Origin of the sequence: Pseudomonas sp. CNPSo 3701, assembly GCF_028674975.1 — a bacterium.
Classification (GTDB): domain Bacteria; phylum Pseudomonadota; class Gammaproteobacteria; order Pseudomonadales; family Pseudomonadaceae; genus Aquipseudomonas; species Aquipseudomonas straminea.
Map to the genome: position 1 here is coordinate 313,147 of NZ_JAQZSI010000004.1, position 15,257 is coordinate 328,403.

Here is a 15,257-nt window from a genome sequence, read left to right on the forward strand (position 1 = left end):
GGTGCCCGATGATCGATCTGCACAATCACCTGCTGCCGGGCATCGACGACGGACCGGCAGACCTGCCGACCGCGCTGGACATGGCCCGCATGGCGGTCGCCAACGGCATCAGCCACGTGGTGTGCACGCCGCACATCCACATCGGCCGCTACGACAACGACAGCCGCAACATCGCCGAAACCTGCAGCCGCTTCAATGCGGCGCTGGAAAAGGCCGACATCGACCTCAAGGTCGGTGCCGCGGCTGAAGTGCGTTTCTGCGGCGAGCTGATGACCCGCGTGCTGGATGGCAGCATCCCGTTCCTCGGTCAGTGGGAAGGCAGGAAAGTGCTGCTGCTGGAGTTTCCTCACGGGGAAATGCCATTCGGCGCCGAACGCCTCACTCAATGGCTGCTGGACAAAGGTGTGGTACCGCTCATCGCCCACCCGGAGCGCAACAAGGCACTGATGAACATGCCGAGCAAGCTCAAGCCGTTTATCGAGCAGGGCTGCCTGTTGCAGGTGACGGCTGCCTCTGCCGCTGGTCGTTTTGGCGAACGTGCAATGCACCTGGCTCACGAACTGCTGAGCAATCGTGTGGTCAGCATTATGGCGACTGATGCCCACAACCTGGATCACCGCCCTCCCCTATTACAAGAAGGTCTCCTGCAAGCCGCCCGGATCCTGGGCGAGAGAGAGGCCGAACGTCTGGTCATCGACACGCCTTGGCGCATCGCACACCAGCATTTCGCTTAGTTGACTGCCTGATAAACGCGTGCCTGTCGGTTCAGGCCGCAGGATTCGTATTTGTTGGAGGTTGGAAAACCATGCGTCGAGAGATCAGTTTCAGGGCGCAACCCTTTCAGCAGGCGCTGATGCGCTGCGAGACCCTGGGCACGCCCACCACCGCTGCAACCAAGGACATGTCGCCTCTCGTGCGTTTTCCGGAGGCCACTTACTTCATCGAAGATTTGCACGAGGATCGCCGCAAATGATTTCCAAACGGATCAATCCTGCCGAGAACCGCAGGGGACTCACGTTCTGGGGTCAATGGACCTGCGCCATTACTCTGGTCAGCATGCTGCTCTGCTACCTGGTCGTTCAGCGCTACGGCGACGTGCCCACCGAATATCGCCTGCTGATCGTCCTCACCGTGCTGGGCTCGGTACCGGCGTACGGCATGCTGCGCGTCTACCACAAGCGCTTCGGCTACCTGACCGGCCTGGCTCACCTATTGGCTGGCTGGCTAACCCTACTGGCGGGCCTGTTGTTCATCGCCTACTTCAGCCAGAGCCTGGATCGCTTCTCCTTCGAGATCATGCGCGAGTGGGCGCTGCTGGGCTTCCTCGCTCAAGCCATCGCCTTCATTCCGCTGCGCTACTTCGCTCGCCTGCACTCGCAGAAGCTGCGCAACGAGCGCGTCTCGCTGATCATCGGCTCGGGCGAGAAAGCTCACGAGCTGGCCGAGCGCCTGACCGCCAATAACCGCGTGCCCCTGGTCGGTCTGATCGCCTCCAGCGACGACGCCCATACCCAGGACGGCCGCTTCCCGATTCTTGGCAAGCTCAAGGAGCTGCGTGACGTCACCGAGCAGCACGGCGTGCGCCGCGTGTACATCGCCCTGACCCTGGACGAGATCTCGCACATCGAGAAGCTCTACATCGACCTGCTGGACATGAGCGTCGACGTAGTCTGGGTACCGGACTTCGGCAGCATGCCGCTGCTCAACCAGTCGATCTCGCAGATCGAGCAGCTGCCGGCCATCTACCTCAACGAAAGCCCGATCAGCTCGCACCCGGCTGCGGTATTCAGCAAAGAGCTGATGGATCGCACCCTGGCCCTCCTGGCGCTGCTGGCCCTGAGCCCGGTGTTCATCATCGCGGCCATCGCCGTGAAGCTCTCCTCGCCTGGCCCGGTGTTCTTCCTGCAGCCCCGCCATGGCTGGAACGGCGGCGTGATTCTGGTGTGGAAATTCCGCTCCATGCGCATGCACGACGATAAGGCCGTCAAGCAGGCGACCCGCGAAGACCCGCGCATCACGCCCGTTGGCCGCTTCCTGCGCCGCACTTCCATCGACGAGCTACCGCAGCTGATCAACGTGCTGCGTGGTGAGATGTCCCTGGTTGGCCCGCGCCCCCATGCCGTGGCGCACAACAACTACTACAGCGACAAGATCCTCGCCTACATGGCCCGTCATCGCCTCAAGCCCGGCATCACCGGCCTGGCCCAGGTGACCGGTCACCGCGGCGAAACCGAAACCCTGGAAAAGATGCAGCAACGCGTTGAGAAGGACCTGGATTACATCAACAACTGGTCCCTGTGGCTGGACATCAAGATCCTGGTGAAGACGCCCTTCACCCTGTTCTCGCGCGACATTTACTAACGCGCCCGCTTGGCGCAGTAACGATTAACGTTAACTCAAGGAAAGTTTATCCATGAATATCACTGTCGTTGGAACCGGCTACGTCGGCCTCGTCACCGGCGCCTGTATCGCCGAGATGGGCAACACGGTTGTCTGCGTGGATGTCGATCCGAAAAAGATCGAGAACCTCAAGAAAGGCATCCTGCCGATTTACGAGCCGGGTCTGGAAACTGTGGTGGAAGAGAACTTTGCGGCCGGTCGCCTGCTGTTCACCACCCAGCTGACCGAAGCGATGGAGCAGTCGGACATCATCTTCATCGCTGTTGGCACCCCGCCAGGCGAAGACGGCTCGGCCGACCTGCGTTATGTCTTGGAAGTCGCCCGTCAGGTCGGCAGCCTGATGACCCGCCACACCACCGTGATCAACAAGTCCACCGTACCGGTGGGCACCGCCGACCTGGTTCGTGCCGAGATCCTCGAGCAGCTCGAACTGCGCGGCAAGACCATCAGCTTCGACGTGGTCTCCAACCCGGAATTTCTCAAGGAAGGCGCCGCGGTCGACGACTTCATGCACCCGGACCGCATCATCGTCGGCACCGACAGCGAGCGCGCTCGTCAGGTGATGAGCGAGCTTTACGCCCCCTTCATTCGTAACAACCCGCGCATCAAGTTCATGGGCGTGCGCGATGCGGAAATGACCAAGTACGCCGCCAACGCCATGCTGGCCACCAAGATCTCCTTCATGAACGAGATCGCCAGCCTCTGCGACCGCCTGGACGTGGACATCGAGAACGTGCGCCTGGGCATCGGCTCGGACCAGCGCATCGGCTATCACTTCATCTACGCCGGCTGCGGCTACGGCGGCTCGTGCTTCCCTAAAGACGTCAAGGCGCTGATCAGCATCGCTCACCAGAACGACTTCGAGCCCAAGCTGCTGCAGGCCGTCGAAGCGCGTAACGATCAGCAGAAGCAGTCGCTGTTCAACAAGCTGGCCGCCCACTTCGAAGGCGACCTCAAGGGCCGCACCTTCGCCGTCTGGGGCCTGGCGTTCAAGCCGGGTACCGACGACATGCGTGAAGCCCCCAGCGTGGTGCTGATCAACAGCCTGATCAACGCCGGCGCCAAGGTCAAAGCCTTCGACCCGATCGCCCGCGAAACCGCCGCCCGCGAGTTCCCGGAGCACTGGTTCAACGAAGGTCGCCTGCAGATCGTCGACGGTCAGTACGAAGCCGCCATCGATGCCGACGCCCTGGTGTTGGTCACCGAGTGGAAGCCGTTCCGCCGCCCAGACTTCAAGGCATTGAAGAAGCTGCTCAAGCAGCCGGTGATCATCGACGGTCGTAACCAGTACGACCTCGGCCAGGTGAACCGCGAAGGCTTCGACTATTACGGCATTGGCCGTAAACAAGTGAACGGCTGAGCCAACGCTGACATGGACGTCATCACCCACACCCCCTTGGCCCGACGCAACATGCGCAGGGCCATAGCGCTGCACTCCCCCTCTGCCACTGCCCGCCGCCTGGTTTTCGATCAGGCGTGCGAAGCGGTGCGCGCTAAGGAGCGCCGCGCGATGCCAGCCGTGATTGGCTCAACCCTTTTTTGAAGAGACCGGTTTCGATCCCATGACCGAACAATTACCCACTATCGTCGTCATCGGCTACAACCGCCCCAAGAGCCTCAGCCGCCTGCTGGGCTCGCTGATCCAGGCGCAGTACCCCGAAGGCAACGTGCGCCTGGTGATCAGCCTGGACAACTCCGGCAATCCGGCGCCGCGCCAGGTCGCCGAAGCGTTCGACTGGCCCCACGGCGAAAAGCTGATCATCGCCCACCCGCAGCGCCTCGGCCTGCGCCAGCACGTGCTCAGCTGTGGCGATCTGACCGAGCAGTACGGTGACGTGATCATCCTCGAGGACGATCTGTTCGTTTCACCGTTCTTCTACGACTACACCCACAAGGCCCTGCAGGCCTATGCGGAAGATACCGGCGTGGCCGGCATCAGCCTGTACAGCGTGCAGTTCAGCCAGACCGTCGACCTGCCCTTCATGCCGATCGACGATGGCGACTCCCACGTGCACTTCATCCAGATGGCCGCTTCCTGGGGCCAGGCCTGGTCGCGCCGGCACTGGCAGGGTTTCCGTCAGTGGCTGGAAAGCAACGGCACCGATATCAGTCACATCGACGGCATCCCGGCGGATATCCGCGGCTGGCCGGAGTCCTCGTGGCTCAAGCTGTACACCGCCTACATCATCGCCAAGGATCTGTACTTCGTGTACCCGTTCCGCTCGCTGACCACCAACTTCGGCGACCCGGGCCAGCACTTCAACATCGCCTCGTCGCGTTTCCAGGTGCCGATCCAGCAGAAAGCGGTGGACTACAAGTTCGCTCGCCGCGAGGACAGCCTGTCGATCTACGACGCCTACTGCGAGCTGCTGCCTGCGTGCATCAAGCGGCGCAATCCGGTGCTCGCCGACTACGACTTCACCACCAATCTGTACGGCAGCAAGACCTGCAAAGGCCTGCAATTGACCCGTACCAACGCCCGTGGGCTGCACAATTTCGCGCTTTCCATGAAGCCCATGGAACTGAGCATCCTGCACAACATCGAAGGTGAGGGCCTAGCCCTGATCGACTCCGCCGACCTCATCAGCGACAGCAAAACGCGGCAGAAGGCGGAGTACGACATCTACCGTTTCTTTTACAAGTTTCCGTCGGTACGGATCATTTTTCTCGGCGTCATCGAACGCCTGCAAATGCTGCTCAAACGCGCCTGATCCACCGACCGCGCGCAGCGATTTTGGCTACAGCTCTCTAATCAATTGGACATCGCAGGTATTGCAATGGAACAGAAAAAAGCACTCATCACCGGTATCACAGGTCAGGACGGTTCCTACCTCGCCGAGTTCCTGCTGGAAAAGGGTTACCAGGTGCATGGCATCAAACGCCGCGCGTCGTCCTTCAACACCCAGCGAGTGGATCACATCTATCAGGATCCGCATGTCGACAACCAGAACTTCATCCTGCATTACGGCGACCTGAACGACTCGTCGAACCTGACCCGCATCATCCAGGAAGTGCAGCCTGACGAGGTCTACAACCTCGGCGCACAATCCCACGTAGCGGTCAGCTTCGAAGCCCCGGAATACACCGCTGACGTCGATGCCATGGGTACCCTGCGCATCCTCGAAGCCATCCGCCTGCTGGGTCTGGAGAAGAAAACCCGTTTCTATCAGGCCTCCACCTCCGAGCTGTACGGCCTGGTGCAGGAAATTCCGCAGAAGGAAACCACCCCCTTCTACCCGCGCTCGCCTTACGCGGTCGCCAAGATGTACGCCTACTGGATCACCGTTAACTACCGCGAAGCCTATGGCATGTACGCGTGCAACGGCATCCTGTTCAACCACGAGTCGCCGCGCCGTGGCGAAACCTTCGTGACCCGCAAGATCACCCGCGGCCTGGCCAACATCGCCCAGGGTCTGGAACCTTGCCTGTACATGGGTAACATCGATTCGCTGCGCGACTGGGGCCATGCCAAGGACTACGTGCGCATGCAGTGGATGATGCTGCAACAGGAGCAACCGGACGACTTCGTGATCGCCACCGGCGTGCAGTACTCGGTGCGTGAGTTCATCACCTGGTCGGCTGCCGAGCTGGGCGTGCACCTGCGCTTCGAAGGCACCGGCGTGGACGAGCAAGGCATCGTCGAACGTATCGAAGGCGACAAGTCACCAGCGCTGAAAGTCGGCGACGTGATCGTACGCATCGACCCACGTTACTTCCGCCCTGCCGAAGTCGACACCCTGCTGGGCGACCCGACCAAGGCCAAGACCAAACTGGGCTGGACGCCGGAAATCACCGTGCAGCAGATGTGCGCCGAAATGGTTCGCGAAGACCTCAAGGTCGCTCAGCGTCACGCGCTGCTGCGCGAGCACGGCCACGAGCTGCCGGTCTCCGTGGAGAACTGAGCATGAGCGCGCTTCTCAACCAGCGCGTCTTCGTCGCCGGCCATCGTGGGATGGTCGGTTCGGCGATCGTGCGCCACCTGCAGAGCCTGGGTTACCAGAGCATCATCACCGCGCCACGCGAAAGCGTCGACCTGGTCGATGCGGCCAGCGTGAAGGGTTTCTTCGCCGAACAGCGCATCGACCAGGTCTACCTGGCCGCGGCGAAGGTCGGCGGCATTCACGCCAACAACCAGTACCCGGCCGACTTCATCTATCAGAACCTGATGATCGAGGCCAACGTCATCAACGCGGCCCACGAAGCCGGCGTCCAAAAGCTGCTGTCGCTGGGCAGCTCGTGCATCTACCCCAAGCATGCCGAGCAGCCGATGCGTGAAGAAGCCCTGCTGACCGGCGTGCTGGAGCCGACCAACGAGCCCTACGCCATCGCCAAGATCGCCGGAATCAAGCTGTGCGAGAGCTACAACCGCCAGCATGGTCGCGACTACCGCAGCGTGATGCCGACCAACCTGTACGGCCCGCACGACAACTACCACCCGGAAAACAGCCATGTCATCCCTGCCCTGCTGCGCCGCTTCCACGAAGCGACCCTGCGTGGCGACGATGAGGTGGTGATCTGGGGCAGCGGCACGCCGATGCGCGAGTTCCTGCACGTCGACGACATGGCCGCGGCCAGCGTCCACGTGATGAACCTGAATGAGGCGACCTACCAGGCGCACACCCAGCCGATGCTCTCGCACATCAACGTCGGTACCGGCCAGGACTGCACCATTCGCGAGCTGGCCGAAACCATCGCGCGGGTCACCGAGTTCCAGGGTCGCCTGAGCTTCGACTCGAGCAAGCCCGATGGCACGCCGCGCAAGCTGATGGACGTCTCGCGCCTGGCCAAGCTCGGCTGGACGGCGAGCATCGACCTGGAAACCGGTCTGCGTGATGCCTACCGCTGGTTCGTCGACAACATCGACGCGGTACGGAGCTGACATGTTCCTGCCGGCCGATACCTTCAAGACCGTGGTCGCCAGCACCCCGCTGGTGTCCATCGATCTGCTGGTACGCAACCCGCAGGGCGAACTGCTGCTGGGCGAGCGGCTCAACCGCCCCGCCCAGGGCAGCTGGTTCGCCCCTGGCGGGCGGATCCAGAAGAATGAAACGCTGGACGCGGCCTTTGCGCGCCTGACCCGGGAAGAACTGGGCCAGGCCTTCAGCCGCGAGCAGAGCAGGTTGCTCGGCGTGTACGAGCACTTTTATGACGACAGCGTGTTCGGCGAGTCGCCGGATACCCACTACGTGGTCATTGCCTACGCAATCGAGCTGAGCGCGCAGCAGAACCTGCAGCCGCCGAGCGTGCAACACGGTCGCTACCGCTGGTGGCCGATCGACGAGATGTGCGACGAGCCGCGCATCCACAGCAACACCCGCGATTACTTGCAGGCGCTGTACTAGATACCTCGCAAGCCACGCCTACGCGGCGTCGCCTGCGGGCCAAGAAAATTTCGATATGGGAAGGCGAGCTTGTTCAAGCAACTCCTGGCATACCGCAATCTGCTGCTGATCTTGTTTGTCCTGAACTCGGCCTGTTTCTTTCTGACCGACGACAAAAAGGCTGGCATCCCCTACCTGCGCGAGCTCTGGCTGCTCGGCATCCTGGCCGCCTCCGGGGCACTGCTCCTGGTCTGGAAGCGGATTTATCAGTCCAAGACCAGCCTGTGGATTATCTTCATGGGCCTGGTCCTGCCGGTCGTCTCGGCGATCATGGCCGAGCTCAACTTCGACCAGCCGTTCATCTATGGCCTGCTCGAGGAGCGCCGCAGCTTCGCCTACCTAGTGTTCTTCCCGGCGCTGTACCTGATGATCAAGACATCGCCGACCCAGAAGCACCTGGAGACCTTCTTCCTGTACTCGGGCCTGACCTGCGCCTTCGTCGGCTACTGCTACTTCTTCAAGATCATCCCGGAAAACGCCGGCGTGTCCTTCACCATGGACGCCAAGGACGCCGGTAGCGAGCTGCTGCGCCCCGATCGCTACCGCATCGGTTCCAGCTACGTGACCATCTGCGCCTTCATGCTGATGTACAGCATGAAGGAGCGCATCTCGGTGGCCAGGGTCTGCATCCTGCTGTTCTTCGCCTCCTACCTGTGGCTGGTGCTGCAGACCCGTCAGACCATGGTCATCTGGGCCCTGGCCGGTATCTGGATCTTCCGTGACCGTATCGACTCGCTGCTCAAGCTCGGGCTGCTGGCCGCCACCATTCTGGTCGCCTCGTTTGCCATCTTCCCCGAGTTCTATTACGCGCAGTTCGACAAGTTCCAGGCGCTGCTCGACGAGGCCACCACCGGCCCCGGCGTGCGCGACAACACCACGGCGATCATCCTCGGCGCGGTCGCGGACAACATGTACATCGGCATGGGCTCGCTGTCGCTGCAGTGGAAAGGCGGCTTCGGGGCGCTCTACAACGAGCACTTCTACCTCTCGGACGTGGGCATCGTCGGCGTCTACTACCGCTACGGTTTCCTCACTCCGCTGATCGCGCTGATCTTCTACTTCGGCTATCTGCGCATCATGAAGCGCTGCCCCGAAAAAGGCCCGTTGCTCAGCGCCTTCCAGCTGATCTTCTGGTTCCAGATGCTCAACATGTTCCTGTCCAACTCGATGATGTACGGCGGCGATGTGCTGGGCATCGGCGCCGCCTGCTTCCTTTACTTCTCCCGCGCCTACGTTGCGCAAGAATCCCCGACTCGTGAGATCAGAGGCACACGCCATGACCCAATTCAGTATCGTAACCATCAACTGGAATAACCTGGAGGGTCTCAAGCAGACCTACCAGAGTGTGGCGGCCCAGACTTACCGCAACTTCCGCTGGATAGTCGTCGATGGCGCCTCCACCGATGGCGGCGCCGAGTGGCTGGCGACCATCGACGAGCCCTACGCCGAGATCACCAGCGAGCGCGACAAGGGCCTCTACGACGCCATGAACAAGGGCCTGATCAAGGGCTCGGCGACCGAGGGCTACACGCTGTTCCTCAACAGCGGCGACTTCTTCTACGACGAGAACGTGCTGCAGAAGGTCGCCGATGCCATCGAGAAAGCACCCGGCAAGCCTCGCTACGTGTACGGCGACTACTACCTGCAGAACGCAGAGGGTCGACTCACCCCGCAGAAGGCGAAGAAGATCGAGCACCTGGTGCTGGGCATGCCGTCCAGCCACCAGGCCATGTACTTCGAGAACGAGCGTCTGCGCAACGTGCGCTTTCGCGAGGATTTCAAGCTCTCGGCGGACTACTGCATGATCGTCGAATTCCTGCAGGGCCAGGATCATCAGCGCGACGTGCTGAAGATCGAGTCGCCGCTGTGCATCTTCGACACCACCGGGGTTTCCACCAGCCGCCGCTTCGACGCGCTGAAAGAGGACATGCGCATTCGTCGGGAGGTCATGAAACTATCCCCGCTGCATAGCATCTCTTTGTATGTCCTGCATTACCTGCATACGCACAGCAAATTGCTGAAGGCGGCATTGGGCAAATGAATCGCGAGCAACAGGAATCGTTGCCCGTGCGTGATACGCGCCAGTGGCGCAAAGAGGTGTTGATGAAAGCCTTTGATATCGAGTTCTACGGTGGCACCAAGGATCGCCTGATCGAGGACTTGGTTGAGCACAGCACCGAGAAATACAGCTATATCGTGACGCCCAACGTGAATCACGTGGTGCAACTGGAAACCGACCGCGACCTCAAGCGCGCCTATGCCGTGGCCCGCCACCGCATCTGCGACAGCCGCGTGCTGCTGCCGCTGCTGCGCATGCTCAAGGTGCCGGTCGAGGACGCCATTCCGGGCAGCACCCTGACCGCGGAGCTGATGAATATCGCCGAAGAGCGCGCCTGGAGCGTGACCATCATTGGCTGCGAAGACGATGACGTCGCCCGCCTGCGTGAGCGCTTCCCGAACGTCACCTTCCACCACCACAACCCGCCGATGGGCTTTATCGACAATGATGAAGCGGTTCAGGCCTGCCTGTCGTTCGTGGTCGAGCACCCGTCCAATCTGGTGGTGCTGTCGGTGGGCTGCCCCCGCCAGGAGATTCTTGCCCACAAGATCTTCGAGACCGACCAGGCGGTCGGCATCGGCCTGTGCGTGGGCGCTTCGATCAACTTCCTGTCCGGCAAGCTGCAACGCGCCCCGATGTGGATGCAACGCTGCTCGCTGGAATGGCTGCACCGTGCTTATACCGAACCACGCCGTCTGGTGGGCCGCTACGTCCGCGACGCGTTTTTGATCATGCCGATTCTGGTCCGTGAATTCCGGCTTCGGCAATCACTCTTCATGGGAGGAGCTCCACGATGATTCCTGTCATTCTTTCCGGTGGTAACGGCTCTCGTCTGTGGCCACTATCGCGCCAACTGAACCCCAAGCAGTTCCTGCCGATCGCCGATGACTCGCTGTCCATGCTGCAGGCGACCATTCGCCGCCTGGACGGCCTGAACGCCAGCCAGCCGTGCCTGATCTGCAACGAGGAGCACCGCTTCCTCGCCGCCGAACAGCTGCGCACCTTAGGCATCGAGAACGCCAGCATCCTGCTCGAACCAGTAGGTCGCAACACCGCACCGGCGGTGGCCCTGGCCGCGATCAAAGCGCTGGAAAAGGAAAGCGATCCAGTACTGCTGATTCTCGCCGCCGACCACCTGATCAAGGATGTGGACGCGTTCCACCGCGCCGTGGAAACCGCCCTGCCCTTCGCCCAGGCCGGTAAGCTGGTGACCTTCGGCATCGTGCCGACCCACGCCGAAACCGGTTACGGCTACCTGCAGAAAGGCGCCGCGGCGGGTGAAGGCGGCTTCACCGTCGCCCAGTTCGTCGAGAAGCCCGACAGCGAAACCGCCGAGCGCTACCTGGCCTCCGGCGAACACTTCTGGAACAGCGGCATGTTCATGTTCCGCGCCAGCCGCTACCTGGAAGAGCTGCAGCGCTGGCAGCCTGAGATTCTCGAAGCCTGCCGCCGCGCCACTGCGCAAAGCGAAGAAGACATGCACTTCGTGCGTATCGGCAAGGAGGCGTTCGCCGCCTGCCCGGAAGACTCCATCGACTACGCGGTGATGGAAAAGACCGAAGACGCGGTGATGGTGCCGCTGGATGCCGGCTGGAGCGACATCGGTTCCTGGTCCGCGCTGTGGGACGTCAGCGACAAAGACGCCGACGGCAACGTGCACAAGGGCGACGTGCTCAGCCACGACAGCCAGAACAACTACGTGCACGCCGACTATCGCCTGGTGACTACCGTAGGCGTCGAGGACCTGATCATCGTCGAGACCAAGGACACCGTCATGGTCGCGCACAAGGACAAGGCCCAGGAGGTCAAGCGCATCGTCGAGCAGCTCAAGCGTGAAGAGCGCTGTGAGCATCTCAACAACCGCGAGGTGTATCGCCCATGGGGCATGTACGACTCCATCGACCAGGGCGCGCGCTATCAGGTCAAGCGCATCACCGTGAAGCCTGGTGCCAAGCTGTCGGTGCAAATGCACCACCACCGTGCAGAGCACTGGATCGTGGTCAGCGGTACCGCCCAGGTCACCAACGGTGATGAAACCTACATGGTCACGGAAAACCAGTCGACCTATATCCCGATTGGCCAGATTCATGCATTGGAAAACCCGGGCATGATTCCACTGGAACTGATCGAAGTGCAGTCCGGGACCTACCTGGGCGAAGACGATATCATCCGCTTCTCCGACAACTATGGCCGCGTCAAGGAACTCAAGGTTTCCGCGGCCTGAGGTCAGGCCAGCGCTCATGTGCGCCGGCGCCCTTCACCGGGGCCCTATGGGGCCCCTTCGCCGGGTGGTTCGCCACCTCCGTAATGGCTCTGCCAGTTCACATTCAATGAGGCACGGATTGCCTTCAATTTCGCCATCAAACGGACTTCTACAACAACAAGCAAAGCGCGAAGCCCTAGTGAACAGACTCCGGATGATTTTTTTTGCTTTCCGACAACGAGGCTCGCCCGTGAAAACTTCCAAACTCCTGTACGACCCAGTTATTCACAAACTGAAGTTGCTGGAAGAACATGATGTGACGCCCTTGCTCGAAGAACTGAGCACGCCGAAGAAACCGACCATCGTCGGCTTTCTCAACCAGCACGGCTACAACCTGATCCAGCAGGACAAACGCGCTCGCCGTCATTTCCTGCAGATCAACCACCTGCTGCGCGACGGCATCGGCATCAAGCTGGCGTGCCAGTTGAACGGCCTGGCGCCCGGCGCCAACCTCAACGGTACCGACTTCATTCCGGCGTTGATCGAGCACGCCCTGCAGGACGAGCGCAGTGAGCAGTACCAGCTGTTCGCCATGGGCACCTGCGAGCCGTGGACGGAAGAAGGTGCCAATGCCCTGTTCAACGGCCGTGAGTACCATGCCATCGATGGTTTCCAACCGGTGGAGCGCTACCTAGAGTTTGTTCAGGAGCACCTGCAGCCCGGCAAGATTCCGCTGATCGTGATGGGCATGGGCATGCCGCGTCAGGAAGAGGTGGCAGTCATCCTGCAGCGCCAGCTCAACCGCCCTGCCCTGATGATCTGCGGTGGCGCGATTCTGGATTTCGCCGCCCAGCGCTTCAACCGTGCACCTGAAGTGTTTCGCAAGGTCGGCATGGAGTGGGCCTATCGCCTGCTGATGGAGCCGCGTCGGCTGTTCGCCCGCTACGTGATCGGCATCCCGCAGTTCTTCTACTACATCGTGCGCAATGGCCGCGACAGCAAGGTCGCCGTCAGCGAGCAAGGTGCCTACGACCGCAAATCCTGAGGTCGGCTGCAGAAGCCAAAACGCCCGGACGAGTGATCGTTCGGGCGTTTTTTGTGCTTCGCGGAATCTCAAGAAATCAGTCTTGGCACCGGACTGGAAAGTTTGGGTGCGCATCACTTACTGGCCTGGCACTATCCATTACCGCGTCTGCTGAACGATTGTGTTGCGCCCCCTACGGGCGTCACACCTTAACTCGCTGCGCTCACCCTTCGGGCCAGCCTGCGGCTGTTACTGCGCTTCGCTACGTCTCTTTGCTTGCCCAAGAAAGGTGTGCCAAAGAAGGGCACCCCGACATCCGGGTTTCGCTGCGCGAAACTTGATTCGCCTTGCTCACCCTATGGGCCAGCCTTTCGGCTGTTACTCCGCTTCGCTGCGTTTCCTCGCCCCGACGACGCTCCGGGGGCCGGCTTACATGGGCCATCCCTGGTCCATTAAGCCTCTCGCCGCATCCATGCGGCTCGTCCCCCTACGCGACACCTCCACTCGGCCTCCTGACGGGACCGGAGCGCGAGCTTTCAAGATTCCCACGGGCTCAAGCTCGGCGGCGTCTGTTTTTGCTTTTGAGCTGCGATCGCTCAGGCGACGCCCAAGTCCCCTTCAGGAGGCCGAATGGAATCGCCACGTAGGGGGTTGAGCGACATGGATGTAGCGAGAGCTGCGATGGGCCAGGGATGGCCCTTCGCAGCGTGCCCCTGGAGTGGTGATGGAATGAGGGAACCCCGGCGCAGCCGGGGCCGGATGGTGGGGTGCCCTTCTCTTTGGTTACTTTCTCTTGGGCAAGCAAGAGAAAGTGACTCGCCCGTAAGGGGCGAAACCCATCAGGCCAGGCGGCATGCTAATGGAGAGTGCCAAGTCATCGGCAGCGCACACTGATTTGCCAGTCCAGTATCAACCAGGCGTTCCCCTACAGAACGAGGAACCTTGGTCTGGCATGCTGGACAAGGCGACACAGCGAATTCTGCGTCGCCCCTATCCATTTAACGAGTCGCCACGGCAACCGGCTTCTCGCTGCGTACGCTACGGCCCTGCTCGATCAGCGCAAACACTTCGTTCCACATGGCCTGGGTACGAGTCTTCAGCTCCGCCGAATGCGCATTGAGGCGCGCGGACAGTGCCTGCATCTGCACTGGATCGGTAAGGTTATCGAGGGCGCGGTTCAGCTCCTCGTCGCTCAGGTTGATGTCCAGCACGCCTTCGGAAAAACCGTAGTCGGCGAACAGCATCTGGTACTTGTGGCTCCAGCCGGTGGCCAGCGACGGCACGCCCTGGGACAGCGCACTGACCAGGCCGTGGAAGCGGCTGCCCAGGGTGCCGCGGCAGGCGCCGAGGATGCCCTTGATGGCCAGCGGATCGGTCTCGCGCAGGATCGGCAGGCCACCTACGGCCTTGGACACCTGCTCGGCCAGGCGCGCATCGCCCTCGCCTTCGTGAATCAGCAGGAACGGCTTGGCACCACGCTCGACAAGCGCCTTGGCCGCACGCTCGAGGAACGGTGCGTAGCCCTTGGCGACACTGTCATCGGTCTTGTCGAGCATGCGGCAGTTGGGCACCAGGCAGATCTGGTGAATCTCCGGATCGAAGTAATCCGGCACCGGCCCGGTGATCAGGTTGGTGAAGTCCGGGGCGATCTTGATGTTGTCGCGCTCGCCGACGATCTCGGTCAGGTAGTCGTAGGAAATCTGCTCGCGGGCGAAGATCAGGTCGCAGTTGTCGACGAACGCCTTCACCGCTTCACGGCTGCGCGGATCGCGGAACGGCCCGAAGGCCTGGGGCAGCAGGATGACCTTGGAGCCCTGCTTCTTCCAGCGCTTGCTGGAGCGGGCCAGCTCTTCGGACAGGTCCGGGCCCCACTGGTCGCTGTAGGCGAAACCGGCGGCATCCAGCACCACGTTGATGTCCTTGTCGAGCACGATGCCGTACTGCTCGCGGATACCGGCCGGCACCAGCGCGGCCAGATCGCCGAACGGAATGCCCTTACGCCAAAGCCAGGCTTTCTGGTACAGCCCCAGGGAGGCGCGATTGAAGTACGGATAAGGGCTCTTGGCGCGGCCCGGCTCCATCACTACCTTGGCAGCCGGCAGGTTCTTGCGTACTTGCTGCAGGGCGGCGTGCAGCATCAGCGCAGCGCCCTTGTTGACGAAACCGGCCTTGCGAATCTCGACGTACATA

General features: G+C 61.6%; 14 protein-coding genes. 13 read left to right on the forward strand and 1 reads right to left on the reverse strand.

Annotated features, from left to right (window positions below):
- Positions 1-8 precede the first annotated feature (8 nt).
- The 13 genes from PVA39_RS13825 (at position 9) to PVA39_RS13885 (ending at position 13,088) form a co-directional block, all read left to right on the forward strand.
- Complete coding sequence (locus tag PVA39_RS13825) at positions 9-734, forward strand: tyrosine-protein phosphatase (RefSeq protein WP_274124533.1); 726 nt, start codon at positions 9-11, stop codon at positions 732-734.
- Positions 735-805: 71 nt separating this feature from the next.
- Positions 806-973 carry a hypothetical protein gene (locus PVA39_RS13830; protein ID WP_155953376.1) on the forward strand — a complete coding sequence of 56 codons (168 nt, stop codon included), beginning with the start codon at positions 806-808 and terminating at the stop codon, positions 971-973.
- Positions 970-2,361 carry an undecaprenyl-phosphate glucose phosphotransferase gene (locus PVA39_RS13835; RefSeq protein WP_093503000.1) on the forward strand — a complete coding sequence of 464 codons (1,392 nt, stop codon included), beginning with the start codon at positions 970-972 and terminating at the stop codon, positions 2,359-2,361. Before PVA39_RS13830 ends, PVA39_RS13835 begins: the two co-directional genes overlap by 4 nt.
- Positions 2,362-2,413: 52 nt before the next feature.
- On the forward strand, positions 2,414-3,760 hold the full coding sequence (locus PVA39_RS13840; protein WP_093502998.1) for a UDP-glucose dehydrogenase family protein: 1,347 nt from the start codon (positions 2,414-2,416) through the stop codon (positions 3,758-3,760).
- A gap of 202 nt (positions 3,761-3,962) precedes the next feature.
- A complete protein-coding gene (locus PVA39_RS13845; protein WP_274124534.1) occupies positions 3,963-5,111 on the forward strand; it encodes a hypothetical protein in 1,149 nt (382 codons plus the stop codon).
- Positions 5,112-5,177: 66 nt separating this feature from the next.
- On the forward strand, positions 5,178-6,302 hold the full coding sequence (gene gmd, locus PVA39_RS13850) for a GDP-mannose 4,6-dehydratase (RefSeq protein WP_274124535.1): 1,125 nt from the start codon (positions 5,178-5,180) through the stop codon (positions 6,300-6,302).
- A gap of 2 nt (positions 6,303-6,304) precedes the next feature.
- A complete protein-coding gene (gene fcl, locus PVA39_RS13855; RefSeq protein ID WP_274124536.1) occupies positions 6,305-7,279 on the forward strand; it encodes a GDP-L-fucose synthase in 975 nt (324 codons plus the stop codon).
- Position 7,280: 1 nt separating this feature from the next.
- A complete protein-coding gene (locus tag PVA39_RS13860) occupies positions 7,281-7,742 on the forward strand; it encodes a GDP-mannose mannosyl hydrolase (RefSeq protein ID WP_274124537.1) in 462 nt (153 codons plus the stop codon).
- A 69-nt stretch (positions 7,743-7,811) separates the two neighbouring features.
- Positions 7,812-9,095: a hypothetical protein gene (locus PVA39_RS13865; RefSeq protein ID WP_274124538.1), complete on the forward strand. Its 1,284-nt coding sequence runs from the start codon at positions 7,812-7,814 to the stop codon at positions 9,093-9,095.
- Positions 9,058-9,822 carry a glycosyltransferase gene (locus tag PVA39_RS13870; RefSeq protein ID WP_093502988.1) on the forward strand — a complete coding sequence of 255 codons (765 nt, stop codon included), beginning with the start codon at positions 9,058-9,060 and terminating at the stop codon, positions 9,820-9,822. Before PVA39_RS13865 ends, PVA39_RS13870 begins: the two co-directional genes overlap by 38 nt.
- A 62-nt stretch (positions 9,823-9,884) precedes the next feature.
- Positions 9,885-10,637: a WecB/TagA/CpsF family glycosyltransferase gene (locus tag PVA39_RS13875; RefSeq protein ID WP_274124539.1), complete on the forward strand. Its 753-nt coding sequence runs from the start codon at positions 9,885-9,887 to the stop codon at positions 10,635-10,637.
- Positions 10,634-12,064 (forward strand): mannose-1-phosphate guanylyltransferase/mannose-6-phosphate isomerase, encoded by a 1,431-nt coding sequence (locus PVA39_RS13880; RefSeq protein ID WP_274124540.1) that lies wholly within the window; start codon positions 10,634-10,636, stop codon positions 12,062-12,064. The genes PVA39_RS13875 and PVA39_RS13880 overlap by 4 nt, the downstream gene beginning before the upstream one ends.
- A gap of 229 nt (positions 12,065-12,293) precedes the next feature.
- Positions 12,294-13,088: a WecB/TagA/CpsF family glycosyltransferase gene (locus tag PVA39_RS13885; protein WP_274124541.1), complete on the forward strand. Its 795-nt coding sequence runs from the start codon at positions 12,294-12,296 to the stop codon at positions 13,086-13,088.
- A gap of 977 nt (positions 13,089-14,065) precedes the next feature.
- Here the strand turns inward: PVA39_RS13885 and PVA39_RS13890 are convergent.
- Positions 14,066-15,256 (reverse strand): polysaccharide pyruvyl transferase family protein, encoded by a 1,191-nt coding sequence (locus tag PVA39_RS13890; protein ID WP_274124542.1) that lies wholly within the window; start codon positions 15,254-15,256, stop codon positions 14,066-14,068.
- Position 15,257 lies beyond the last annotated feature (1 nt).